General features: G+C 32.2%; 23 protein-coding genes, 1 pseudogene and 1 riboswitch. Of the genes and pseudogenes, 7 read left to right on the top strand and 17 right to left on the bottom strand.

What is annotated here, in order from left to right; genetic code table 11:
* The first annotated feature begins 9 nt into the window (after positions 1 to 9).
* On the top strand, positions 10 to 2865 hold the full coding sequence (gene carB, locus IUY40_RS02400) for a carbamoyl-phosphate synthase large subunit (protein ID WP_195735301.1): 2856 nt from the start codon (positions 10 to 12) through the stop codon (positions 2863 to 2865).
* A gap of 71 nt (positions 2866 to 2936) precedes the next feature.
* On the opposite strand, the gene IUY40_RS02395 is transcribed toward carB, so the two are convergent.
* The 4 genes from IUY40_RS02395 to IUY40_RS02380 are packed head-to-tail and all read right to left on the bottom strand — an operon-like array spanning position 2937 to position 5021.
* Entirely contained in the window at positions 2937 to 3473 is a 537-nt protein-coding gene (locus tag IUY40_RS02395) for a DUF4252 domain-containing protein (RefSeq protein ID WP_195735300.1), read from the bottom strand.
* Between the two features lies 1 nt (position 3474).
* Positions 3475 to 4050 carry a DUF4252 domain-containing protein gene (locus IUY40_RS02390; RefSeq protein WP_195735299.1) on the bottom strand — a complete coding sequence of 192 codons (576 nt, stop codon included), beginning with the start codon at positions 4048 to 4050 and terminating at the stop codon, positions 3475 to 3477.
* 1 nt (position 4051) lies between these two features.
* On the bottom strand, positions 4052 to 4525 hold the full coding sequence (locus IUY40_RS02385) for a hypothetical protein (RefSeq protein ID WP_195735298.1): 474 nt from the start codon (positions 4523 to 4525) through the stop codon (positions 4052 to 4054).
* Entirely contained in the window at positions 4512 to 5021 is a 510-nt protein-coding gene (locus IUY40_RS02380) for a sigma-70 family RNA polymerase sigma factor (protein ID WP_195735297.1), read from the bottom strand. The genes IUY40_RS02385 and IUY40_RS02380 overlap by 14 nt, the downstream gene beginning before the upstream one ends.
* Before the next feature lie 125 nt (positions 5022 to 5146).
* Here IUY40_RS02380 and IUY40_RS02375 point away from each other — a divergent pair, with 125 nt between their 5' ends.
* Entirely contained in the window at positions 5147 to 6601 is a 1455-nt protein-coding gene (locus tag IUY40_RS02375) for a S41 family peptidase (RefSeq protein WP_195735296.1), read from the top strand.
* Between the two features lie 111 nt (positions 6602 to 6712).
* On the opposite strand, the gene IUY40_RS02370 is transcribed toward IUY40_RS02375, so the two are convergent.
* From IUY40_RS02370 to IUY40_RS02335, 8 genes and pseudogenes are all read right to left on the bottom strand, one after another.
* The gene (locus IUY40_RS02370; RefSeq protein ID WP_195735295.1) at positions 6713 to 7786 is read right to left on the bottom strand and encodes a DUF5074 domain-containing protein; all 1074 of its coding nucleotides are present in this window, start codon (positions 7784 to 7786) and stop codon (positions 6713 to 6715) included.
* Between the two features lie 4 nt (positions 7787 to 7790).
* Complete coding sequence (locus tag IUY40_RS02365) at positions 7791 to 9644, bottom strand: TonB-dependent receptor (RefSeq protein WP_195735294.1); 1854 nt, start codon at positions 9642 to 9644, stop codon at positions 7791 to 7793.
* Positions 9645 to 9671: 27 nt separating this feature from the next.
* A riboswitch (cobalamin riboswitch) is annotated at positions 9672 to 9897 on the bottom strand.
* 78 nt (positions 9898 to 9975) lie between these two features.
* On the bottom strand, positions 9976 to 10512 hold the full coding sequence (cobC, locus tag IUY40_RS02360) for an alpha-ribazole phosphatase (RefSeq protein WP_195735293.1): 537 nt from the start codon (positions 10510 to 10512) through the stop codon (positions 9976 to 9978).
* Entirely contained in the window at positions 10497 to 11294 is a 798-nt protein-coding gene (locus IUY40_RS02355) for an adenosylcobinamide-GDP ribazoletransferase (protein WP_195735292.1), read from the bottom strand. The genes cobC and IUY40_RS02355 overlap by 16 nt, the downstream gene beginning before the upstream one ends.
* A 131-nt stretch (positions 11295 to 11425) precedes the next feature.
* A pseudogene (locus tag IUY40_RS02350) lies at positions 11426 to 11865 on the bottom strand (transposase).
* Between the two features lie 21 nt (positions 11866 to 11886).
* Positions 11887 to 13566 (bottom strand): nicotinate-nucleotide--dimethylbenzimidazole phosphoribosyltransferase, encoded by a 1680-nt coding sequence (gene cobT / locus IUY40_RS02345; protein ID WP_195735291.1) that lies wholly within the window; start codon positions 13564 to 13566, stop codon positions 11887 to 11889.
* Between the two features lie 57 nt (positions 13567 to 13623).
* A complete protein-coding gene (gene cobU, locus IUY40_RS02340; protein ID WP_195735290.1) occupies positions 13624 to 14136 on the bottom strand; it encodes a bifunctional adenosylcobinamide kinase/adenosylcobinamide-phosphate guanylyltransferase in 513 nt (170 codons plus the stop codon).
* A 248-nt stretch (positions 14137 to 14384) separates the two neighbouring features.
* Positions 14385 to 14750 carry a DUF5522 domain-containing protein gene (locus IUY40_RS02335; RefSeq protein WP_195735289.1) on the bottom strand — a complete coding sequence of 122 codons (366 nt, stop codon included), beginning with the start codon at positions 14748 to 14750 and terminating at the stop codon, positions 14385 to 14387.
* 95 nt (positions 14751 to 14845) lie between these two features.
* On the opposite strand from IUY40_RS02335, the gene IUY40_RS02330 reads away from it, so the two are divergent.
* The 3 genes from IUY40_RS02330 to IUY40_RS02320 all read left to right on the top strand — a co-directional run bounded on the left by IUY40_RS02330 (position 14846) and on the right by IUY40_RS02320 (position 18111).
* A complete protein-coding gene (locus IUY40_RS02330) occupies positions 14846 to 15988 on the top strand; it encodes an ABC transporter substrate-binding protein (protein WP_195735288.1) in 1143 nt (380 codons plus the stop codon).
* A 6-nt stretch (positions 15989 to 15994) separates the two neighbouring features.
* The gene (locus IUY40_RS02325) at positions 15995 to 17023 is read left to right on the top strand and encodes an iron ABC transporter permease (RefSeq protein WP_195735287.1); all 1029 of its coding nucleotides are present in this window, start codon (positions 15995 to 15997) and stop codon (positions 17021 to 17023) included.
* 311 nt (positions 17024 to 17334) lie between these two features.
* A complete protein-coding gene (locus tag IUY40_RS02320; protein WP_195735286.1) occupies positions 17335 to 18111 on the top strand; it encodes an ABC transporter ATP-binding protein in 777 nt (258 codons plus the stop codon).
* A gap of 172 nt (positions 18112 to 18283) precedes the next feature.
* Here the strand turns inward: IUY40_RS02320 and IUY40_RS02315 are convergent, their stop codons facing one another.
* Genes IUY40_RS02315 through IUY40_RS02305 form a run of 3 tightly spaced genes read right to left on the bottom strand, consistent with a single transcriptional unit; the run spans position 18284 to position 19640 of the window.
* Positions 18284 to 18739: a tRNA (cytidine(34)-2'-O)-methyltransferase gene (locus tag IUY40_RS02315; RefSeq protein ID WP_195735285.1), complete on the bottom strand. Its 456-nt coding sequence runs from the start codon at positions 18737 to 18739 to the stop codon at positions 18284 to 18286.
* Positions 18740 to 18791: 52 nt separating this feature from the next.
* Positions 18792 to 19376: a pseudouridine synthase gene (locus IUY40_RS02310; protein WP_195735284.1), complete on the bottom strand. Its 585-nt coding sequence runs from the start codon at positions 19374 to 19376 to the stop codon at positions 18792 to 18794.
* 48 nt (positions 19377 to 19424) lie between these two features.
* Positions 19425 to 19640, bottom strand: a complete 216-nt coding sequence (locus tag IUY40_RS02305; RefSeq protein ID WP_195735283.1) for a hypothetical protein — start codon at positions 19638 to 19640, stop codon at positions 19425 to 19427.
* 282 nt (positions 19641 to 19922) lie between these two features.
* Here IUY40_RS02305 and IUY40_RS02300 point away from each other — a divergent pair, with 282 nt between their 5' ends.
* Together IUY40_RS02300 and IUY40_RS02295 are read left to right on the top strand one after the other, a co-directional pair.
* Complete coding sequence (locus tag IUY40_RS02300) at positions 19923 to 20300, top strand: hypothetical protein (RefSeq protein ID WP_195735282.1); 378 nt, start codon at positions 19923 to 19925, stop codon at positions 20298 to 20300.
* 613 nt (positions 20301 to 20913) lie between these two features.
* Positions 20914 to 24354 carry a choice-of-anchor J domain-containing protein gene (locus IUY40_RS02295; RefSeq protein ID WP_195735281.1) on the top strand — a complete coding sequence of 1147 codons (3441 nt, stop codon included), beginning with the start codon at positions 20914 to 20916 and terminating at the stop codon, positions 24352 to 24354.
* 100 nt (positions 24355 to 24454) lie between these two features.
* Here the strand turns inward: IUY40_RS02295 and IUY40_RS02290 are convergent, their stop codons facing one another.
* Positions 24455 to 25969 (bottom strand): hypothetical protein, encoded by a 1515-nt coding sequence (locus IUY40_RS02290; protein WP_195735280.1) that lies wholly within the window; start codon positions 25967 to 25969, stop codon positions 24455 to 24457.
* Positions 25966 to 26517 carry a sigma-70 family RNA polymerase sigma factor gene (locus IUY40_RS02285; RefSeq protein ID WP_195735279.1) on the bottom strand — a complete coding sequence of 184 codons (552 nt, stop codon included), beginning with the start codon at positions 26515 to 26517 and terminating at the stop codon, positions 25966 to 25968. Before IUY40_RS02285 ends, IUY40_RS02290 begins: the two co-directional genes overlap by 4 nt.
* Positions 26518 to 26555: the final 38 nt, after the last annotated feature.

Here is a 26555-nt window from a genome sequence, read left to right as displayed (position 1 = left end):
ACAATTAAAATGCCTAAAGACACATCAATAAAATCAGTTTTAATAATAGGTTCAGGACCTATTGTTATTGGTCAAGCTTGCGAATTTGATTATGCAGGATCACAATCAGCACGCTCTATTCGTGAAGAAGGAATTGAAGTTATCTTGATAAATTCAAATCCAGCGACTATTATGACCGACCCAAGTATGGCCGATCATATATATTTGAAGCCATTAACTACAAAATCGATTATTGAAATTCTGAAAGCACATCCACAAATCGATGCTGTTTTGCCTACAATGGGTGGACAAACGGCATTGAATTTATGTTTGGAAGCTGATGAAAAAGGAATTTGGGCAGATTTTGGGGTAAAATTAATCGGGGTTGATGTAAATGCAATCAACATTACTGAGGATAGAGAGCAGTTTAAACAACTTCTTGAAAAAATTAATGTACCAACTGCACCTGCAAAAACTGCAACTTCCTATTTAGAAGGAAAAGAAATTGCTCAGGAATTTGGTTTTCCATTAGTTATTCGTCCTTCATTTACTTTAGGAGGAACCGGAGCAGCTGTGGTTTATAAAAAAGAAGATTTCGATGAGCTCTTGACAAGAGGGCTTGAGGCTTCTCCAATACATGAGGTTTTAATTGATAAAGCTTTAATGGGGTGGAAAGAGTATGAATTGGAACTTTTGAGAGATAAAAATGATAATGTAGTAATCATTTGTTCTATCGAAAATATGGATCCAATGGGAATTCATACTGGAGATTCGATTACAGTTGCGCCAGCAATGACATTATCTGACAAGACATTCCAGAAATTACGTGACTATGCAATCCTGATGATGCGTAGTATCGGAAATTTTGCAGGAGGTTGTAACGTGCAATTTGCAGTTTCGCCAGATGAAAAAGAAGATATCGTTGCGATTGAAATTAATCCACGTGTATCTCGTTCATCAGCATTAGCATCAAAAGCAACTGGATATCCAATTGCAAAAATTGCTTCTAAACTAGCGTTAGGATATAATCTGGATGAATTACAAAATCAAATTACAAAATCAACTTCGGCTCTTTTTGAACCAACTTTGGATTATGTAATTGTAAAAATTCCTCGTTGGAACTTCGATAAATTTGAAGGTGCTGACAGAACTCTTGGTCTACAGATGAAATCTGTAGGTGAGGTTATGGGAATTGGTCGTTCATTTCAAGAAGCTTTACATAAAGCAACTCAATCATTAGAAATTAAACGTAATGGTTTAGGTGCTGATGGAAAAGGATATAAAAATTATGAAGAGATTATCGAGAAACTAACTTTTGCAAGTTGGGATCGTGTTTTTGTAATTTATGATGCAATTGCAATGGGAATTCCATTGAGCCGTATTCATGAGATTACTAAAATAGATATGTGGTTCTTGAAACAATATGAAGAGCTTCATACTTTAGAGAAAGAAATTTCGAATTATAAAATAGCTACTCTTCCAAAAGAACTTTTGCTTGAAGCGAAACAAAAAGGTTTTGCCGACAGACAAATTGCTCATATGGTGAATTGTTTGGAAAGCGAAGTTCATTCTTTAAGAATGGGAATGAACATTAATCGTGTGTTTAAATTGGTAGATACTTGTGCTGCCGAATTTAAAGCTAAAACACCTTATTACTATTCGACTTTTGAAGCAGAAATTGAAAAAGCAAACGGCGAACGTTATGTAGATAACGAAAGTGTTGTTACGGATAAAAAGAAAATAATAGTTTTAGGTTCAGGACCAAACCGTATCGGGCAAGGAATTGAATTTGACTATTCTTGTGTTCACGGAGTATTGGCTGCTAAAGAATGTGGTTACGAAACGATTATGATTAACTGTAATCCTGAAACAGTTTCGACTGATTTTGATACTGCTGATAAATTATATTTTGAACCAGTTTTCTGGGAGCATATTTACGATATCATTCAGCATGAAAAACCAGAAGGAGTAATTGTACAGCTTGGTGGACAAACTGCTTTGAAATTAGCTGAAAAATTATCTAAATACGGTGTAAAAATCATCGGAACTAGTTTTGATGCTTTAGATTTAGCTGAGGATAGAGGTCGTTTTTCAGAATTATTGACTGAATTAAATATTCCTTTCCCGCAATTTGGAATTGCTGAAACGGCTGATGAAGCTTCGGCTTTGGCAGATACGCTTGATTTTCCATTATTGATTCGTCCTTCTTATGTATTAGGTGGGCAGGGGATGAAAATTGTAATCAACAAGAAAGAACTTGAAGAGCACGTTATCAATTTATTGAAAACTATTCCTGGGAACAAATTACTTTTAGATCATTACCTTGCCGGAGCAATCGAGGCTGAAGCTGATGCAATTTGTGATGTTGATGGTAATGTTTATATCATTGGTATAATGGAGCATATCGAGCCTTGCGGAGTTCACTCTGGAGATAGTAATGCAACATTGCCTCCTTTTAACTTGGGAGAATTCGTGATGCAACAGATAAAAGATCATACTATAAAAATTGCCAGAGCTTTAAAAACGGTTGGGTTAATAAACATTCAGTTCGCTATAAAAGACGATACCGTTTATATTATCGAAGCAAACCCTAGAGCATCTAGAACAGTACCATTTATAGCAAAAGCATACGGAGAACCTTATGTAAACTACGCTACAAAAGTAATGTTGGGTCATAATAAAGTAACTGATTTTAAATTTAATCCACAATTAAAAGGATTTGCAATTAAACAACCAGTATTCTCATTCAGTAAATTCCATAATGTAAATAAAGCATTAGGACCAGAGATGAAATCAACTGGAGAAAGTATCTTGTTTATTGATGATTTAAAAGATGATCAGTTCTATGAATTATATTCAAGAAGAAAAATGTATTTGAGTAAATAATCTTAAATCATAAAATATAAAAAAGCCTCAAAATTTAGATTTTGAGGCTTTTTTGTTTTTAAAAGTAAGAATTATTTAATCAGTTGTTGTAACGGTTTAAGTTGTTCCATATCTATATTAGATTCCTTAAGAACGGTCATTAATGTCATGATATTGTTTGGATTCATGTTTTTTCCTAAAACACGAACTACAGCAAAACCATTTTCATTTCTATTGGCATAAACTACAAATTCTTCAATATTTTCGTCAGTTCCAACATAGCTTACTGAGGCGCCGTCTTTTCCAGAACCAAATTTCATTAATTGCTGGTATTTCGGATTCTTCAAAATAGTATTTACTTTGGTTCTTTCTACTTCGTATTCAGCCTGATTTTTATCATTTCGTTTAAAAGCCAGAATGTTCATTTTGTCAAATGACTTTAATGCTTCGCTTTGTTCGGCTGATAGTTTTGTTTTATCGACATTTAGAATGCTTGGAGAGACATCGAGGGCAATAAAATTTTTGTTTTCTGTGTTCTCTACAAAATATTTCTGCAACGAAGGTTCAGAATTACAACTTATTAAAAGTAATAATCCTAAAAAGACGAAAATATTGGTTATCTGTTTCATATTATTTTTTTCCTTTAGATGCTTTTTTTAAATCGGATCCTCCTGGTAGTTTCATTTTATCAGTAAGTACTGAGATTTCGTTTAAATCGAAATTACCAGTTAGGGATAGTAAAACGGTATCTTCATTTTTACCTGAATCGATAAACATGAATAGCTCTTTTATTTGAGTGGCACTTGATCCAGATTTTACATAAATTTTCACGTTTCTTCCACTGTCATTTACACGCATTAATTCTTCTAATCCTGCGGTTTTTATGTATTTATCGGCAGTAAGTTTCATTTCTGCTTCAACTCTGGCATTTTGTGTGGTAAATACTTTTAGGTTGTCTAATTTTTTAATAAGATTTAAGTATTGTTGTGTATCTTTATCAGAAGCGTCAACTTTTACCTTGCTCATTAAGTCAAACATTTTTTTGTTTACAATTACAGAAGTTACATCGTCTTGTCCATCGTATTTGTCGAAAGCTCCTTGTGCGTAAAAAGCATGACTAACAAAAGCGAAAACTAGTGTCATTATGAAATTTTTACTAAAACTACTTCTGTTATTTTTTCTGTTTTCGTGAATTGTTGATTTCATTTTATCTAATTTTATTTTGTTTGAAAATTAAGTTTTTTGATTGTTCGTATTCTTTAATATACTGGACACTTTCTATACCAGTATTAACATTGTGTGACACCATAGCCAGGGCTTTTTGCGTTGCAGCTAAAGCTTCTTCTGGAGAGTCATAAGTTCCTAATTCTGATTTCGCAACAACAGGAGTTGTATTATTTGTGTTGTTGAGGTAAAAATAAGAACCTATTCCTAGTAAAAGGACAGCCGAAGCAGCAATTGATAACCACGCTACATTACGTTTTTTAGTTTGTAGTGGAATTTCTTGCGTTAAACGTTGTTCTTTTACTTGAGAGAAATAACCAAAAAGTGGTTTGTATTGTTCTAAATGCTGCGCAACATTCGAAGAAGAAAAGTAGTTTTTTAGCTCCATTTCTTCGGCAATAGTGCTTTCTCCCTGAAAGTATTTTTCTAATATTATTTCTATTCTATCTGATTCCATATTGATGTGTATTAAGCATAGATTCTTTTATTTTTTTTCTAGCTCTTGAAAGCGCTACACGAATAGCGGTTTCGTTCATGTTAACTATTTTAGCGATTTCTTCAAACTCATATTGTTCGACATCTCGTAACTGAATTAAAATTTGTTGCTGTTCTGGTAACTGATTCATTATTTTTTCTACCCATTCTAAACTATTACTATCTTCAATTTTTTGATCTAATTGTGGTTCTCTGTCTTTGTAATTTGTGTGTACAAGAGTGATATTATCGGCTCGTTTTGATTTTAATTGATCCAAGCAATAATTTTTGGTCATTGTCATGGCAAGAGCTTCAATATTATTGTAAGTGTCTAAAGTTTCTTTTTTATTCCATAGTTTTACTAAAATCTCTTGTGAAGCATCTTCAGCTTCTTCTGTGCTTGTGAGCAATCGTTTAGCCAGACGAAACACTTTGTCTTTAAAAGGATTTACTAACTGAATGAAAACGATTTGATTCATAAAAATGACAAATTTTAGGTTCGCTTATATTATCAAGACGAAACAGAATTATTTTTGTTACAAATGTGCATTAAATAAAACTAAAGGTAGTATTTTTACGTTAATATTACATTGATACCTATATTATGAAGACAATATTTAGAACCGCAATATTATTATTTTTAGCTATATTCTGCTTCCAAGCCTGTCAAGATCAAGATGATGTGGCTGCTCCTAAGAGTTTACAAGTACAGGATTTTATATGGAAAGGATTGAATCAGTATTATTTATGGCAAGGTGATGTTCCAAATTTAGCTGATGATCGTTTTGCAACTCAAGAACAATTGAACTCTTTTTTAAGAGGATATCCAGATCCTGAAACTTTATTTAATTCTTTGCGTGTAGATCCGTCAATAGATAGATTTAGCTGGATTGTAGATGATTATACGTTATTAGAACAAGAGCTTCAGGGGACATCAAAAAATAACGGAATTGATTTTAAATTAAGTCCAAAATCACAAGGTTCTAATGATTTGATTGGCTTTGTACGTTATATTCTACCTAATTCTGATGCTGCAAACAAAGGAGTGAAGCGTGGAGATTTATTTTATGGTATTAACGGAACGCAAATCACTTATTCTAATTATAGAACACTGCTTGCGTCAGATAGTTATACTATAAATCTAACGGATTATAATGGAACGACATTTGTTCCAAATGGCAAATCGATTACGCTTACTAAATCAGTTTTGGATGAAAATCCCATTTACATTAATAAAGTGATAGAGAAAAATGGCCGTAAAATAGGCTATTTGATGTATAATGGTTTTTATGGTAACTATGATGATCAATTAAATGCTGCATTTGGAGAACTTAAAGGCAAAGGTATTACCGATTTAGTGCTTGATTTGCGATATAATGGGGGAGGTTCTGTACAAACCGCAACCCGATTAGCAAGTATGATTACAGGACAGTTTACTAATAAGGTTTTCTCTAAGCAAAAATGGAATAGTAAACTCAATAAATATTTTGAAAGCGAAGATCCGGAATTATTGAATAATAATTTTGTAGATAAATTTAATGGGGTTGTTTTAAATAGTTTGAATTTAACACGGGTATATATATTAACGACTAAAAGTACAGCTTCGGCAAGTGAGCTGGTTATTAATGGCTTAAAACCATACATTGATGTAGTGCAAATAGGAGATGTTACTATAGGTAAAAATGTGGGATCAGTTACTCTTTATGACTCTCCTACTTTTGGTAAAACCAATAGAAATCCAAGTCATAAATATGCTATGCAGCCAATTGTATTGAAGATTGTTAACTCAGTAGGCTTTGGAGAATACACTAACGGATTAACACCAACATATAGTGTATTAGAATCTATAAATGCGTTAGGAGTTTTAGGAGATTATACTACTGAACCGTTATTGAGTACTGCAGTTTCTAAAATTACAGGAACGGGTAAAATGATTCAGCCTAAAGAGGGTAAAGTGTTTGAATATTTTACCGATTCAAAGTCAATAGATGGTATTCGAAATCAAATGTATTTGGATAAAGCTCCTGAAGGACTTTTGAGAGCGTTGCAAGATAGATAGGATAGATAAACAGGACTATTTGAAAAGGCTTTCATAATTGTAAACTGACCCAAAAGGGAAATACAATTATGAAAGCCTTTTTAATAAAGTAAAAGAGGGAGGTAGTTTTAATTAATCATTAAAGTAAAAGCCGTTTGGTCCTATACCAACAGTTAATTCTTTTTGTAAAGTACCGCTTAAGTTGTAGATATAAGCCTTGCTATTTGAAGCAAAATCACCTCCATCAGAAATATAAATTCTGTCATTTTTCACAGCAAAACCATACATTTTTCCATATGCAGAAGTTGATGAATATTCGAAAAGTGGAATAGTAGAAGCTGTTGTAGCAGTATAATCTATTGCATAAACAGCAGTATTGGCAGTATAATATATTTTGTTGTTGTAGATGTCTAAGTTTTTAGCACCGTCAAGAGATTCAGGAAAAGTTATTTTAGTGATGGTGTTATCTGATAATTTTACTTTTGCAATTTCGCTTCTGTCTCCGTATGGAGTTCTGATAATATATAAAGTACCATCTTTGGTTTCCATTGAATCTCCACCAAAACCAATAGTCACTTTAGTTTCTATTTTGTTTGTACTTGGATTAATGATAACTAATTTATCACTATTATAAGGCTCAGTTATGTAAAGTTTATTGTTTGTAAGTTCAATACGGTTAGCAGTTCCGTCTAAAGGAATTGTACTTTCTACCTTATTTGTAGATAAGTTAATTACAGCGACAAAATCATCTGTATTCCCCACTGGGTTTGTTTTGCTCCAGTAAGTGTTTGCATTAGTAACGTATGCTTTTCCGTCTATTACAACACCATATCTAGGCTTAATAAGACCAGTTTCAATCTTGGCTATTAATTTAAAAGTATATCGGTTTACTACGTTGATTACATTGGTACCACCAGAAATAATGTAGGCCTTGTCATTATCAAAAAAGATATTTTGAAGATACTTTCCGATATAGTCATTGCCATTTGTTGGTCCGTAAACATCTTTAACAAAAGTGTTTGTATTTAAGTCTTCATTGATAAAAGACACAGAACCACCACTGATATCATTTCCTTCATTTAAGATAAAAACACCATCTTCATAAGCTCCTTTTGGACCATCGTCATTGTTGTCATTATCATCATTAGAGCAAGAAGCAAAAAGCGAAATGCTTAATGCTAATAAAAATAATCTAGTTAGTTTCATTATATTAAAATTTAAGGTTTATGTACAAATTATAATTTCTTCCAGGCATTGGTCTAAATTCGAGGCTTTTATATTCTTTGTTCCAGACATTTAAAACTTGGAAACCTATTTTAAAAGAGGATAAAAGTTTGAAGTCATAGTCTATACCTATGTTTGAAACGGTGTAAGCAGGAATTATATTTTTTGGGTCATTATCGGATTGTGTATAAACAAAATCATTGTATAAAAATTGATAATTGGCTGAGAACTTATTTCTGTAATATGAAATTGCTCCTGTAACTTTATTAAAAGGAACAAAGAATAATTGCTTTTTGGTTTCGTCATTTTCTGAAACGGTATAAGCATAAGTCGCATTGACATTAAAATAATTTTTGCCAAAATGTTTTTTCCAACTTAATAAGGTTTCAGCCCCGTAACTATTTACTTTGTCGGTGTTTTGAGGTATCCAAATGCCATTGTCACTAGGCACCCATCGTAATAAGTCTTTTATTTTCATGTAATAAAAAGTTTGGGTAAGCGAGATGTTTTTGTATGTAAAAACATTTCCAATTTCGGCTTGATAGGAGTTCTCTGGTTTTAAATCAGGATTTCCTCCTTCTTCCCAATACAAATCATTAAACGTTGGAATTCTGAAATTTCGAGATAAATTTAATTTCAGATTATATAATTTACTAAATTGATAAGATGATCCTAAAGAGAATAAAATAGGAGATTTGTAATTATTTGTAAACTCTTTTCGGATGCCTAACTCATTTTTCCAATTTCCATAAAAATCTTGTTTTATCATTAAGGCAGCAGAGCTAATTTCTCTCATGTGATCTCCAAAACCTGTTCCGTAACCTTTGGTTCTATTATAATCTAGAATAGTGTTTACTTGAGTTGATTTAAAAAGAGTGTATCCTAAGTCGGCTTTAGTAATTAGGCTTTCTGTTTTTCCGTGGCTATAGTTGTTTTTGGAATTATCTTCAAAATATTGATATTTCTCGGTAATAAAAGCAGTTTTAAAGTTACTTGTGAATCTGCCAAAATCACCATCGTATTCTATTAAATTGCGACTGAAATTATTGATGTATTTTGATTTGGTTTCTGATTCAGAAACTAAAGAAGTATTTCTATCAGTATTAGATGTTTGGCTGTATAATTTAAGGCTATTCTTAGCATCGAATTTATAGCCAACATTTGCGCTCATCGTAATAATGGCATATTGCCCATTTTGGTTCCAGCGTTGTTCGCCTTTCCAATTGTATTGGTTTATATATTTGTAATCATTGGTTGAGCTATTTTTGGAAAATCCAATTTGTGCGCTCCACTTTTCGTTTGAAATATTTGTTTTGTAGTTGATTCCAATAGTATTAAAGCTTCCATAATCTAACTTTAAATTATTTTCAAATCTTTTGTAAAAACTTAAATCATTGTTTAGATGTACTGTTCCTCCCACAGCACCACTTCCGTAAATAACACTTCCTCCACCAGCTTTTACACTTACCGAATTGTAGTCAGATCCCACTATAGTGTTAAAATCGGTACTTCCGTTCATCTGAGAATTGATATTGATACCGTTCCATATTACAGCAGCTTGGGAAGCCGTTGTTCCTCTAAAAGCAACTGTCGAAAGCATTCCACGACCATATTCTTTGAAATATATAGTAGAATTGAAGTTTAACAAATCAGTAAGTAATGCTTCATTTTTATTAATAATGGAGTCATTGAGTTTTAATACCGATTGAGAACCAGAGTATTTCTTGAGATTAGTATCCGAAACTACAACTTCTTTTAATTTTGTTATAGTATCATTTTGTGCCGAAATGAATTGGCAAACTAGGAGTGAAAAACAGATGTAAAATTTTTGTAATGTCATAATTTCTAAACTCTTTTTCCCGAGAGTTCGATATTTGTTAACAAAGGCAGGTCTCCTGGCTTACGTCTTGTTGTTTACCTTCCCGTTCTAAAACAGTGGTTTTGTAGTTAACAACAAGCATTCCTTACGGAACTAAGTTTACAGTTGCGGGTACAGCTCAAGATTTTTGAATGTTGATTTTTCAATCTTCAATTACTTGATTCCCTTTTAATGTGTTTAAAAAATATACACAACCTTAATGTGGGTGCAAATATAAAGTTAAAAAAGCTTATAAATCAATTGTGTTTGATTTTTTAACGCTAATTGTAAACAAAACAAAAGTTGATTTCATTTAGATTTCGACTTTTATTACTTGTCCAAAATCGACTTTGTTTTGGAAAGCATCTTTTAAGGGAAGAGAATTTAAGAGGCATAAAATACTTCTTATAACTCCGGCATGTGCCACAATGATTAGCTTTTGTGAAGTTTTTGTAAGTAGTTTGTTTTTCATAAAATGAGTGACTCTTTCATGTAAATCGATAAAAGATTCTCCGTTTGGAACACGAATGTTTACGAAATCTTCCATCCAAGGATTTAAATCTTCATGAGAAATTTCGTTCCAATTTTTCATTTCCCAATCGCCAAAATTCATTTCCATTAACCGCTTGTCTTCTTGGTAATTTAAAATTTTGTTTTTTTTCTGAATATGTTTGGCGAGTAGTACACAACGTTTCAATGGACTCGAATATAACAACGCATCTTGTGGTAATTGTTGTGCAATGTTTTCAAATATCAAATCGTAAGGTTCTACAATGTTTACATCGGTTTGACCGTAGCAAATTCCTTTTTCGCAAACAGTTTCGGTATGGCGGACTAAATAAATTTCCATATGCCTATAACACTTAAGTAAAATATAACTTCGCAAACTTGTTGAGTCGCGCCTAAACAATCTCCAGTATAACCGTCAATCCATTTTTGGAAATAACGTGCCAGAAAGTAACGCGCCAGAAAAACAGGGATTATAACTAAAAGTAGTTGATATTGAAAACAAGAAAGGATTAGAAGAGGTAATAAACCAAAGAAGAAAGAACCCAAAACTTCTTTCCAACTAAAACTTTTTGCAATAGGTTTACTTTTGCTTGAAGCATCTTCACGAGAATATTCATGTGTAAATACAATGCTTATTGCTGCCAAACGACTTATGGAATGTCCAGCGATAAAGAACAGAAGAATGTTCAATATTGGTTGCTGACTTGTAATTGTTTCTGTCGTTACTAATTCTGAAAGTAATTGAAACTTCAATAAAAATAACAGTACTACACCAATAGCTCCATAGGCACCAATGGCACTATCTTTCATTATCAATAGGATTTTTTCTTTGGTCCAGCCTCCGCCAAAGCCATCGCAAACATCAGCAAATCCATCCTCGTGAAAAGCACCTGTGGTTAAAATTCCAGCAATCATGCTTATAATTACAGATGCTGCAGTTGAAACTAAAAAAGAAGCGCCATAAAATGCCAAAAAAGAAATTCCTCCAACAATCCAACCAATCAATGGAAAATAGCGACTGGCTTTATTAAGATAATCAGGATTATGGTCTATGTTTTTAGGACAAGGAATCCTTGTGTAGAACATTAATGCAGTAAAAAATATATGGAGTTGCTTTTTCATTCAAAAATTAATTGTTTAGTATTTGGCTAAAGCCAATTTGATTATCATCTAAAGATGTTAGAAATTGAATTGCCTCCAGATTTATCTGGAGGATATGAAATTTGTTATCGTTGTTGGCTTTAGCCAAATCTTTATTTATTATTTATTTTCTGAAAACCATATTTGAGAATAAATTCTTCATATTCTTCCTGAAATGTTTTTTTAGTATGATGTATTTCTTGGTTTTTAATATACTCTCTTACTTTATCGACAATTGACTCAGAAACTGATATAGCAAAATATTCATCTTGCCATTCAAATTTTTTTTAGTCAATTTATTTTTATTAATCCAAAATGAGGATTCTCCTTTTAGTAACTGTATTACTTTTTGGATGTTTTGGTAAACACCTAATGAAATAAGACAATGACAATGGTCTGAATATCCATTTATGAAATCTATATAAATTCCTTTCTCTTTTGCATTATCTCTTATATGTTGCCAAACTTTTCGGCGCAATTCTACTGAATCTAAATAGGCAATTCCATTTTTAGTACTCCAAATTAAATGTATATATACTTTTATAAATGGCATTTTATTTTATTTAAAAAAACACTATTTATTACTTACCCCAGAATTTTCAAAAGTAGCCATTTCGTTCAGGAAAGCAATAGCCGATTGTAATATAGGTAAAGCAATTGCGCAGCCCGTTCCTTCGCCTAAGCGTAAATCAAGTTGCAAAACCGATTTGGCTTCAAGATAATCTAATAGTTTTTGATGTGCTTGTTCAGCCGAAGAATGACAGAAAATTGCATTCTTCTTAATGTTTGGATTTATTTTATAAGCAATTAAAAAAGCGACAGTACAAATAAAGCCATCTATAAGAATAAGCATATTGTTTTTGTAAGCGGCTAACATTCCACCAGCCATTTGCATAATTTCAAAACCTCCAAAATAGGCGAGTTGTTCTTTTAATTCGGTTTGACCAGAATAATTTTCGATAGCTTTTTTAAGGATTTCCTGCTTCTCGATTAGTTTCTTATCATCAACTCCAGTTCCTTTTCCAACACATTCTTCAATAGAAAAACCAGTTAAAATACTCATCAAAACTGAAGCCGTCGATGTGTTTCCGATTCCCATTTCGCCAAATCCAATGCAATTACTTCCAGTCTTTGCAATAGAATCTACAATTTCAGAACCTTTTAAAAAGCACAATTGCAATTCGGTTTCACTCATTGCAGGAACATGCAAAAAGGATTGAGTTCCTCTGGCAATTTTAGCATTAATTAAATTCGCATTTGTAGGGAAATCATAATTTACACCAGCATCTACAATAGAAAGTTCAATTTTATTTTGCTTACAAAACACATTAATTGCTGCGCCACCTGCAAGGAAATTGCCAACCATTTGTCGGGTAACGTCTTGCGGATATGCACTCACACCATGATTGGCAATGCCGTGATCAGCTGCAAAAACAACTATATTAGGTTTTATAACCTCAGGATTTAGAGTTTGAAAAACAGTTCCTATTTGGAATGCTAATTTTTCTAAAATACCTAAAGCGCCAAGAGGTTTAGTTTTCGAGTCGATTTTATGTTGAAGTGCTTCACTAAAAGAAGTTGAAGATTCAGCTTTAGGTTTGTTTTCAAAATCTACTTTCGAAACAAAGCTCTCAGTTATGGTTTTGATTTCGGTACACTCATAAGTTTCCGATTTCTGTTTCCAGTTCAATTGTTGCAACATTGGCTGATTATCATAATTTGTTGCAGGTTTTCCAATACAGAAATAACCAAGCGGCTCAATGTTTTCGGGTAAATCAATTATTTTCTTGAACTGATAATAATTTAAAATAGAAACCCACCCCATTCCATAACCTTGCTCAGTAAGTGACAACCAGATATTTTGCGCAGCGCAAACCGAACTGAATTTTACAGCTTCATTACTGCCAACTGTCCCTATAGTAAAGTTATTTAGTACCGAGCGATCATAAGCAATTATCATCCCAATAGGCGCTTCTTCAATAGCTTCTAGTTTCAAGGATTTATAACGTTCTTTTTGCTCCTCGTCATCCGTTAATGATTCGGCTTTTTTATTATAATCCAAAAATAAATCTTTGATAGCTTTTTTAACTTCATCCGATTTTATGATGTAGTATTTAGTTGCATCTGTTAAACCCACCGAAGGCGCCCAATGTCCCGCCTGCAAAGCCTTCTGGATAACTTCGTCAGGAACTTCATCATTTGTAAAATGGCGTGTATCGCGGCGTGATTTTAATATATCATCTAAATAACTCATATTTTTTTCTTTTTTAAGGTTCAAAACTCGAGACTCAAAGCCCAAAGCTCTCAGCTATTATTTTCCTTTTATAGTAACCGGAATTCCTGAAACCATCAAAACTACAGTATCGGCATTTTTAGCTAGAAACTGATTCATCCAGCCTTGTAATTCTGTGAATTTTCTTCCTACATGTGTGTCAGCATGAAGTCCCATTCCAATTTCGTTAGTGACAATTATCAAAGTTGCTTCTGGCTGATTGACTATTTTTAAAAATTCAGCTTTAGCTTCTTCAAGAGATAATGCAACATCGTTTTTAGTATCAACAAAAAAGTTTGTTAACCAAAGCGTTACACAATCTATCAAAGCCACTTTGCCCGAAAAATCAATTTCGCTCAAGTATTTTTCCTTTTCAATATTCGTCCAGCGTTCGTCACGTTCTTGTTGGTGTCTGTCTATTCGGTTCTGGAAATCTTCGTCCCATTTTCGAGCCGTAGCCACATACATTGGCGCATTTGTAAGTTGTAAAGCCAGTTCTTGTGCATAACCACTTTTCCCCGAACGTTCGCCACCAGTAATCAAGTAAACCATTTTTTTAATTTTTAATTTTTAATTCTTGGATGTGGTATTTGCTATCCTATCTACTATAATGAGCACAAATATTATGAATATATTTTGAATACGAATTTCATTAATTTTAAAAGCTAAATTAGTTCACAAACTAATTCGTGTCAATTCGTGTTTGCTTTTTGAACACTAATGTCTAGATGGTAACTATCCCTAGCGCAATCAAAGTAATCAAATTTTAGAAATATGAATCAATAATTTATAACTCATAATTATTTATATGGGCAATGTCTGCAATTATTTCCGCAACAACTTCCTCTTTTTAGGTGAAACCATTCTTTAAAAACATAATTTCCATTTTCCAGATAATAATCTATTCCTTCAATAAGTGTATTGTTTTTGGGTAAAGCCGAAGCTTTATTACCAACTGCTATTTCAGGAGTAATTGTATTTACAAAATCATCTATTTTTACAGCGCAAGCATTTTTAAAACAATTCGGACAAAGACAATCCACAACTTCCGAAGGTACAAAAATAGGAGGGAAGTCGTTACACCAACATTTGTTTCCATTGGGAGAATCACCGCAATTAAATGCAGTTCCGCAGCTAGAGCAATTTTTTACTTTAAGAGCATTCATGCTGTAAAGATACTATTTGTTCAATTTTTTACGTTTAAAAGTAAACAAGAATTTTAGAAATTGCGCTACCTTTGTCCCTATTCAAATCGTAATATATGAAGCCATCATTATATAAAGTTGTTTTTCTTTTCTCTTTTTTAGTATTAATAGGATGCAAGAAAAACGAAAGTACTCCAGAAATAAAAGCCGAAACAGGACAAAATAGTATCGAATATGCTTCGGGACTATCTATCAATAAATTTACAGGTTACACTATTGTAAAAGTTACAAACCCTTGGCCAGATGCAGGAAAAGATTATACGTATGTATTAAAAGAAAAAGATGGAGTTGTGCCAGATAGTTTAAAAAGCTATACTGCAATTCAGGTTCCGTTACAAACAATTGTAGTAACATCAACAACTAATATTCCGTTTTTAGAAATGTTAGATGTCGAAAATAACTTGGTAGGTTTTCCGCATACCGACTATATTTCATCTGAAAAAACCAGAAAATTAATTGACAAAGGTTCCGTTAAGAATGTTGGTCAAAACGAAAAATTAAATATCGAACAACTTATTGAATTATCACCAAATTTAATTGTCACTTTTGGAGTTGATAATAACAACCCGATGTTAGATAATTTACAAAAAAGCGGGTTAAAAGTACTTATTCAAGCCGATTGGATGGAGCAATCCCCATTAGGGAAAGCGGAGTGGATTAAGCTATACGGAGCATTATTTGGCAAAGAAGCACAAGCAAAAGAACTTTTTGATAAAATCGTAACCAGTTATAACGAAGCTAAAAAACTAGTAGCAACCAAGAAAGCAACTTCAACAGTATTATACGGTTCAATGTATATGGATCAATGGTATGTTGCCAAAGGAAATAGTTGGGTGGCGCAATTTATGGCCGATGCCAAAGCCGATTATTTATGGGCGAATCTTGAAGGAACTGGAAGCCTGGGATTATCATTTGAGAAAATATTAGACAAAGCCAAAACAGCTTCAGTCTGGATTGCAACAGGTTCTTTTAAATCATTATCAGAATTAGAAAAAAGCAACCCACATTACAGCCAGTTTGATGCTTTTAAAACAAAAAACGTATATACTTTCGAGAGTAAATTTGGAGCAACAGGGGGAACAGTTTATTATGAATTGGCACCAAGCCGCCCAGATTTAGTTCTTAAAGATTACATCAAGATATTTCATCCTGAGTTATTGCCTAGTTATGAATTTACATTTGTATCTAAATTAAATTAATATCAATTGGCGAATCAAAAGCGAAATACGATCTTGTTTTTTATACTCGGTTTAGCCCTTTTGTTACTATTCTTTTTGGATATTAGTTTAGGGTCGATAACCATTCCATTTAAAGAAGTTTATACTAGTTTAACAGGAGGAGAAGCAAGCAAATCAACATGGGAATATATCATAATTAATTACCGTTTGCCCAAAGCAATTACTGCGGTATTAGTAGGTGTAGGATTATCAATAAGTGGATTGCTAATGCAAACGTTATTCAGAAATCCATTAGCAGGTCCTGATGTTTTAGGATTAAGTTCCGGAGCAATATTAGCAGTAGCGATTGTAATTTTAGGAGCTGGTTTATTGCCTTCATTTCTACAAGGAATTTTGCTGTCGAGTTACGGACTTGTATTAGCATCAACATTAGGTAGTATTTCGGTTTTATTACTGGTTTTATTAGTATCACAACGGTTGCGTAATACAATGGCTATTTTAATCGTCGGGCTAATGTTTGGTAGTTTTACCAGTGCGATTGTTGGAGTTTTAACCTATTTTAGTTCGGCAGAACAATTACAGAAATTCACTTTTTGGTCATTAGGGAGTCTAGGGAATCTTTCCTGGTCTTCGATTATTGTTTTAGCAGTAAGTGTTAGTTTTGGCTTGCTTTTAAGTGCTTTTAGTATCAAACCATTAAATGCATTGCTTCTGGGAGAGAATTATGCAAAAAGCATGGGACTTAATTTTAAGAAAACAAGATTTATAATTATTCTTGCCACAAGTATTTTGGCAGGAAGTGTTACGGCCTTTGCAGGACCAATTGCTTTTATAGGGCTAGCCGTTCCGCATATTGCAAAGCTTACCTTTAGAACTAGTAATCACGCTGTTTTATATTGGAGTACCCTTTTTTATGGAGGAATAATTATGCTGTTTTGCGACATTGCATCACAATTACCAGGATTAGAAACGACATTGCCTATTAATGCAATAACATCTATAATTGGAGCACCAGTAGTTATTTGGTTATTAGTTCGAAAAAGAAATTTTGAGTAAAAACTTACAAATATTTAGTATCTTGTTTTTTTAATGTATAGAAACATAGTTTTTGTTTTAATTAAAGAATTAATGATTACTCTACTTTTAACTTATATGAAACTATTGAAAGCTCCAAAAGGAATTATAATCAATTTTAATTGTTTTAATATTTTTAAAGATGGTCAAAAAACATTTGTAAATGAATATTTTAGTCTATTGCCAAAACAGTAATCGGCTTGTTACTATGTTTTAATTTACAAGTAAATTTTAATTAAAATTCTTTAATAAAAGAAAGAAACCTATGTTTCTACGTGTTTAAAAAAATCGCAATGAAAACAATTCTCCAAACTTCAAACTTAAGTATTGGTTACAAGACCAATAAAACGAGTGTGACTATTGCTCAAAATTTAAATCTGAATTTAGAACCAGGTAAGCTTATTGCTTTAATTGGAGCTAACGGAATAGGGAAATCGACTTTATTACGAACAATTACAGGGATTCAACATCCATTATCAGGAACAGTTTTGCTAAATGATAAGAATATATTTGAATATAAATCACTGGATTTAGCTCAGAATCTAAGCATTGTTTTAACCGAAAAACTACCGCCAAGTAATTTATCTGTTTTTGAGTTAGTGGCTTTAGGACGCCAACCTTACACAAACTGGATTGGGACTTTGACAAACTATGATATCACTAAAGTAAATGAGGCATTGGAGCTTACCCAAATAAGCCATTTGGCTCATAAAAAGCATTATGAAATAAGTGATGGACAATTACAAAAAGTATTAATTGCACGAGCCTTAGCACAAGATACGCCGCTTATTATTCTGGATGAACCTACAACACATCTAGATTTATTACACAAAGTAGCTTTGTTTAAATTATTGAAAAAACTAACACATGAAACGGGAAAATGTATTTTGTTTTCTACGCATGACATCGATTTGGCAATTCAGCTAAGTGACGAAATGATTATAATGACACCCGAAGCTTTTATACAGGATGAACCTTGTAACTTAATTGCAACAGGAAGTTTTGCCACATTATTCAAAGACGATCATATTACTTTTGATGCCGAAAAAGGAAAGTTTGTAATTACTTAGATTTTCAGGAGCTAATCTTGCTATCCGCTATATCTTTTATTTTTTTAAAGGAAAAAAATAAAAGGATGCCGCTACTATCAGGGCTATGAATCACGAGAGCTATCCTGCAAGGTTGAAATAAACAGGTAAGATTTGCTATCGAATTCAATTAAACGATTAAATAAATAATCATTTAAACCTTTAATCCAATCTGTCTCTTAGCTTCACCAACAACAAAAGCAACAGAGTTTGCAATATTAAAACTTCGGATTAAGGATGACATCGGAATCGTAAGATGATTTTCGAACTGCTCTAAGACCTCTTTACTTAATCCGACACTTTCTTTACCAAAAACTAACCAATCACCATCTTGGAAATCAGTTTCAAGATATGATTTCTCGGCATGAGAACTCATTAGGAAAACGCGTGATAAGTCTGGAATTTGAGCTTTCCATTCCGCTACATTTTGGTATTCGGTTACATCAAGATGAACCCAATAATCGAGTCCGGAACGTTTTAGGTTTTTATCATTTATAACAAAACCAAAAGGATGAATTAAATGCAATCGGCTTTGTGTACCAACACATAAGCGACCAATGTTTCCAGTATTATTAGGTATTTCGGGTTCTACAAGAACAATATTTAGCATTATCGTTAATTTGTTTATTCGGTTAATTAAGAATTAGATAATTATCTAATTCTCAAATTGACACATTATCTAATTTAAAATCGGAAACTTCTAAAACATCTCCAGCCTTTAAGTCCTGCAAATATACATTTCCTATACGAACACGTACTAATCGCAAAGTAGGAAATCCAACGGCAGCAGTCATTTTTCGTACTTGGCGAAATTTACCTTCGTTTACCGTAATTGATGCCCATGAAGTAGGTCCATGTCGTTCGTCTCGGATTTTTTTTGCTCTAGGGCCAAAATCAGGAACTTCGGTGACGATAAATGCAGAACAAGGTTTGGTTATGTATTTTCCGCCATCAAAACCAATTTCAACTCCTTTTTGTAATTCTTTAATCGCTTCAGGAGTGATAATTCCGTCAACCTGAACATAGTATTCTTTATCAACTTTCTTGCTTCTTATTTGTTCGCTTACTTTTCCATCTGTAGTAAGCAAAAGCAAACCTTCTGAATCTTCATCAAGTCTGCCAATAGCCATTGTACGTTCAGGGAAATTATATAATTCACCCAATAGTTTTTTCTTTCTTTTTAGTTCATATATAAACTGACTTAAATAACCATATGGTTTAAAAAGAATAAAATGGTGATGTGACATACTGTGATTTTTGTGCAAAGATAGTTTTGTTTCACAAGTAATTCCAATTTATCGGTGTTCCTGCTTGTAGTTTTTCATTTTATTTAACCACAAATAAACCGACCAGATTACTGTAATGCCAAATAAGATAATTAAAGGAGTATAATAATTGCTAAAAAAATCATGTAAATAAGTTCCGATTAAAATATATGCCGAAGCGATACAAAGTTTTAATATGATGAACTCTGCGTTTGACCAACTCGTTTTGATTTTGAAGAAGTTCATAATATGTCATTTTTAGGAGTGTGAGAATTATTAATAAAAATACAATTTTGAAAAGTAATTTTCAGTGTAAATAACTACTGTTTTGATAATGATTAGGTTAGACTTTAGAAATATGCTGCTAAAAGTGTCTAAAAAATATGACTTTTGATTAAATCAAGATAGGTTTTTTGTAGAGTAATTCAAAGCACTAAATCATTTTATAAACCAAATGTTCTGTTAAATGACTAATTTTTAGACTCTAAAATGCGTAATATTAGAGTATTAATACTAAAATTTAAAGATATGGAAAGTAAAGATTTAGGTTCAAAAAAAATAAATAATAAGCAAGAACATAACGAAGATTTTAGTGGTAAGGATATTTCGCATAAAGCCAAAATTATCATTACAAAATTAGAGAAAGAAGAAGTAATTGATGCTGATGGAAATAAGAAAGTAGTTGAGCGAGCTCGTAATGTTGATGGAAGTTCTGTAACTATTTCTGCTAAAAAAATAATTGAGTTAGACGATAGCGAAAGCTCTAGTAGAGGAGTTTCTACAGAGAAAGAAGCTAAGAAAACAGTAGAGAATATAGATAGAAATTCGGATATCACTCCTAATCGTTATCCCAATTCAAACCCCGATAATCGTAAGAATCGAGGAAATAATAAGTTAGATGAATAAAATTATCATATATGCATGATACAAATTTATCTTGATAAAAGAGAGTCAATTGTTAAGTTAGCTATTGGCTCTTTTTATTTATTAAGAATGTTTGTAATCTGTTTTTAGAATTATATTTTCGATATCTGTAAGTAATTAAAATTAGATTTAATTACTTATCGTTTATTCTTCAGTATTTTTTTTAGGATTAGTACTATAAAATAGACGCTATATTTTTTTGGCTCGGGTTGGTTATACTTACGAATGTAAATTCTTCTCTAAGGAACATCTCCGGTGGATTAGTTTTTAATATTGAAATTAATATAAAATATATTTCTATAATTTCAATATATGATAAAATTATTCATAAATAATTAAGTGTTGTTTTGTTTGAAAAGCCTTACCATTATTGGGCTAATTGGATAGTTTGTCCTTAAAATTTAAAGTGATATACAATAAGAATTATTTGCTTATCTTGAAAAATTATTGAAGATATCCAAAAAAAACAATCAATATTATATTGTTTGTTGCTAAATATTTATAAAGTTTCAAGTAATAACTTTAAAGTTTTATAATATTCGCTTAACTTTAAAGATAATAAATTTGAACTCTAAAAACACTAATTTTTTAACGTATGAAAAACCACTACTCTTTGCGCCATTTAATGGCTTTTTTAAGTTTCTTTTATTGCTTTTCAGTAAATCTTTTTGCACAAGCAGGAAGTAATCCTCCACCCCAAAGCTTGCCTTATACACAAAATTTTGACGGTATAGTGAATACTGTAACTACTTATCCGAATGGTTTTCAAGGCTGGACAGCTAGTACGTTACCAGGAGCAGCATACAATACAAATGCGACTCCAGTTGCCGATAGGGCTTTAACAGCGACATTAAAAGGAACTAGCACAGCTGCTACTACTAGTGGTAATATTCATAACTATAATGGGAAAATTGGATTTCTTAATACAGGTTCATTAGATCTAACTATCGGTTTTGCATTTAATACTACTGGAGAATCAGGGGTTCAGGTTCAGTATGATGCAATGACAATTCGTAACCCTTATGGAACTGTTTCTGGTCAAACAACATCTAATCGTGTTAATGAAATGGTTTTGCAATATCGTGTTGGTACTAGCGCTGCTTTTACATCTTTATTACAAACAGTTTATTCAAATAATGATGTAGCGCAAGTAACATCAACTACTGATTCTCAAAATCTACAATTAATAAAAGTGACTTTGCCTGCTGAATGTGATAATCAACCAGTAGTTCAAATTCGATGGATATCCAGACAAGATGGGGGAGGAGGTTCGCGTCCCTCTTTTGCAATCGACAATATAGATATCAGAAGTGATAATGTAGCTCCTATAAATATAGCGGGTTATCCAAAAGTTGATAATATATCATCTAATGAGTTTGATTTCCATAATCAAATAGATGAGATAGGAAAAACATATTATGTATTAGTACCAGCTAGCGATGCGACACCTACAGCTACGCAAGTAAAAAGTGGTTTGAGTGCAAGTGGAACAGTTGCGTTACAATCAGGAGTATTGAATATCACTGATAAGGCGTTGGTTTATTCAAAAACTATCACAGGTTTAACATTGAATACATCATATAGTCTTTACTCTATTTCTGAAGATCTATATGGAAATATACAAAATAGTGCAAACAAATTAGATGTTACGACTACAGCAGTTGTTTCGCCAAGAATAACCACTACAAGTACAGCAATTAATTTTGATGAAATTGTTGAGCAAAAATTTAGTTCATCAGCTTTAAGTTATCAAATACAGGCTTCTAATCTTAGCGCCCCAGTAATAGTTACAGCAACGGCTAATTTTACAGTTTCGAAAGACAATGTCAATTTTCAATCTTCAGTTACATATAATGTAACCGATTTTACTGGAAATGCTACGCAAACAGTTTATGTGCGTTTTACACCAAATGCAGTTGATAGTTTTACAGGACAAATTACTCATGTATCTACTGGTGCAACTACTAAAATAATAACTGTATCAGGTATCGGAATTGATCCATATACTCAGGATTTTAATGATATCAATATTTTTACTAATAGTGGTTGGACATCTTATAGTGTAGCTGGATCAATTAAGAAATGGGAAACTACAACAACAAATGCTAATTCAGCTCCAAGAGCTGTAGTGATGAATGGATATACAGATAGCGGTGCAAGTAAAGATTGGTTGATTTCACCAAAATTACGCTTAAATAGTTTCGATAAATATCCATTATTATCATTTTATTCTCGTAAATATTTTGCAGGGCCTAGTTTAAAATTAATGGTTTCTACAAATTATGATGGGGTAAGTAGCCCTGAAACTGCTACTTGGACAGAATTAGAGGGTAATTTCCCTGTAACAACAGCTGCTTATGTACAATCACAATATATTGATTTAGAAGCATATAAAACGGATCAGACTTATGTAGCTTGGGTTTACGAAACTGCAATAGGTGGAGGAACTGGTAATGCAGCTGAATGGACAATTGATGATGTAGCTATAACAAATGAGTTAGGATTTGTAGCTTCAAATCCTAATTTAGATTTTGGAGATGTGAGCCTGAATGCAGTTTCTACTAGTAAAACTTTTGTTTTTAAAGCAGGCGGTTACGGTGATGTTACTATTACTGCTCCTGCAGATTATCTACTATCTCTTAATGATTCTAGCTTTTCATCAAGCATTCTTGTAAGTGAAGCCGATGCATTGGCTGGGAAAACAATATATGCGAGATTTACACCTTCTACGAAAGCATTAAAAATTACAGGTACATTAACAGTAACGGGAACTTCATTAAATAAAGAGATTGGTATATTGACAGGTTCTTCTTTACCAAAAGCTGATACTTTTGATGTTGTAACCTATAATCTTGAATTTTTTGGAACAGATACAAAAGATACTAGTGGTAAAGAATTTGGACCAACAGATAATGCATTACAAATAGCTAATGTTGCAAAGACAATGATTAAGCTAGATGCAGATGTTTACGCTGTACAAGAGGTATCTAATGACGATGCTATGGATGAATTAATTAAGCAAATAAGTGTAGGTGGTAAAACATTTAGCAAAGTAACTTCGCCTAGTTGGTCTTATTCATTTAATGCAGCTGATCCTAATTTTCCTGCGCAAAAATTAGTTGTGATTTATAATACTCAAACAGCAACGGTTACAAGTGAGCGTGTAATGTTTAAGGATTTTTACGATAAACTTCGTGCTGGAACCGAAAATTTAGTAAATTATCCAGGTACCAATGCTAACTTTTTCTCATCAGGGCGCTTACCTTATATGGTACAAATAAAAACAAATATTGGTGGAGTAGAAAAACTAATTAATTTGGTTGATCTTCATGCTCGTGCTAATAGCGGAAGTGATATCAATAAATATAATATGCGTAAATATGATGCTCAAGTATTAAAAGATAGTCTAGATCGTTATTATGCAAATTCTAATTTAATTATTTTAGGAGATTTTAATGATGATGTAAAAGCATCTGTTGTTGCACCTAATCCTTCTTCATATAAAATGTTTGTAGATGATACTGCCAATTATAATGCACTTACTTTAGATATTAGTAAAGCAGGAGCTTTTAGTTTCTTGAGTTCAGGTGGGTTTTTGGATCACATTATGATATCAAATGAATTAAATAGTGAATACATTGCTAATTCTATTGCAGTATACGATCCACGTTCGGATATAAATAATTATGTAAATACAACATCCGATCACGGACCGGTAATTGCTCGCTTCGAATTAAAAGGATCTACTTTAGGTACTATAGATTTTGAAACTAAGAATGGGTTTGCAGTAAAAGCATATCCTAATCCAGCAACAGATGTTGTTAATGTTCTTGTGAAAACGAATGAAGACAAGAAATTTAAATTAAGACTTTATGATATTAATGGTCGTATGATAGGAAAACCAGTCGATGTAAATGGAGGACAGGAGAATAGTACTTCGGTAATTCAGATAAGTGATTTAAAATCTGGGATCTATATTTACACTTTAACAGAAAATAATAAAGTTGTTTTTAGAGAGAAGATTATAAAAAATTAAACATTAATGTTATGAATTAAAAAAGCTAGATTCTACCCTCAGAATCTAGCTTTTTTTTTGAATATACTCAGGTATGTAATTATTATAACAACAAACAGAATTAAAATCCAAAGTTGACCCCAAAATTCAGACCCCACTGAAATTGGTTGAATGATTGTGTTTTTAGTGGATTGATATAATAATTTAAACCTGGTTCAACAAATAAGCGAGTTTGTTTAAGTACTTCATATTGTAAAGTACTGCTTAGTTTAGATCCATATACGAAGTTGTTAACATCTAGATTACCTCCTATAGAATTACCATCTAGAAAAATTTCGTTAGAAATTAGCTTTCCTATAAAACCACCTGTATTAAGCATTATAGCGGCTTTACTAGTGCTTAAAATAGAATAAGAAATTTCTAGAGGCATTTCTAGGTATTGTAATTGTTGGTCAATATTACCAGTTAGATTACTTGTTCCACTACTTTGAACTTTTTGATTACTATTGTCGGACGAAAAAACATAATTTTTATTTGTTGAAATATATTCAACACTTGGGTTTGAGGCAAAAAAATCATTTGTAATTCCAGCAGCCAATGTATTTTGTTTTTTATTATAATAAGAAACATTAGCTACAGATTGCCCTAATTCATTGATTTTAAAACCAGAACTTATAGCCCATTTTTTATTGAGTTTATAATTTGTTTTAACACCATATCCAGTATTTTGTTTTGATTCAATATCATTACCTAATGTTTTTTTATTGCCATAACTCTGAGAGTTTGCGACGCCAGCATAAAGACCCACAGACCATTTTTCCTTTAAAAGGTCTTTTTCAATTTTCGGTTCTTCTTTATCTTCCTTATTGTTTAATCTGTTTTCTAATTGTTGTAATTCAAGTGCAATTTGTACTTTATTCAATGAATCATTAAAAGATATAAGATCTTTGTCAGAACTACTATTTAGAGCTATTTCCTCTTTTGGATCTATTTTTAAAATGCTAGTAACTCCGGTTGTATTTTGATTAAATAGAGAACTTTTGGTGTCGTTTTGTGATGCAGATTGAATATTGTTGTTTAAAGCGATTTTTTCGCTTTTATCTTTATTTATACTATTGCCAGTTTTAGGACTATTATATTCTGATGAGGTAGTGGTAGTATTGTTTTTTGAGGATGATATGGCTATAGAGATAGTTCCGTGATTTAATTTCAAAGAAGACTTTTCCTTTTTGTTGACTGAGATTATTGCTGTTTGAGGCGATTCTTGATTGTTGGTTGAAATTTTATTAGTTGCTGAATTGTTTGATTCAGCGACAGTTATTGGTGTTTTGCTATCTAAAGTAGTAGTGTTAATAGTGGATGGTGTTGTATTTGATTTCGAATTGCTCTTTTGATTGTCTAGGACAACATTCTTATTCTTTATTAGAGTCTCATCTTCATTTGAGTTAAAATATAGACCAGACGTAATGGCTAAACCTATTAAAAGACTAGCTGCTAACGACCACCAAATGGCTGTTACTTTTTTCTTTTTAGGTTCGTCTAGTTTTTCTTCAATCATAGTCCATAATTCTGGTGGGGGTACACTAGAAAAATTTTCTATTGAAGAAAAAATATCTTCTATTTTTTTCTTTTTCATGCGGTTTTAAAATTTAATACGGCCAAAATTTTTGTTTGTAATATTTTTTTTGCCCTATTCAAGTTTGATTTGGAAGTCCCTTCGGTAATTTGTAGCATTTCAGCAATCTCTTTGTGTTTCATTTTTTCGAAAACAAATAGATTAAAAACCATCCGATATTGGTCGGGTAAATCTTGAATGTATTCGATTAGTTTTTCTTGTGTTATCGGAATAATTTCTAGTTCTTCCTCCTCGATAATTTCTGTTTCGGAGTCAAAAACATCCAAAAAAAGATAATCTCTTTTTCTTTTTTTTAGAGTTTCTATGAGTTTATTGATAAAAATTCGTTTCATCCATCCCTCAAAACTACCTTCGAATTTATATTGCTTTATTTTTTGAAAAACGATTATAAATGCTTCTTGAAAGACATCTTTTGCATCATCTTCATTCTTCATATATTTTAGACAAATTCCATACAATACAGGAGAGAACAATTGATAAATTCTCAATTGCCCTCCTCTGTCATTGTCAATGCACTTTTTTATAAGTAAGTCTAGATTGTCTTTCAAAAAATAATTTTAAAGTAAATTAGATTGCAATAGGCATT

It is taken from the genome of Flavobacterium sp. ALJ2 (assembly GCF_015594725.1).
Lineage (GTDB): Bacteria > Bacteroidota > Bacteroidia > Flavobacteriales > Flavobacteriaceae > Flavobacterium.
This window is presented reverse-complemented; position numbering and strand designations above follow the sequence as displayed.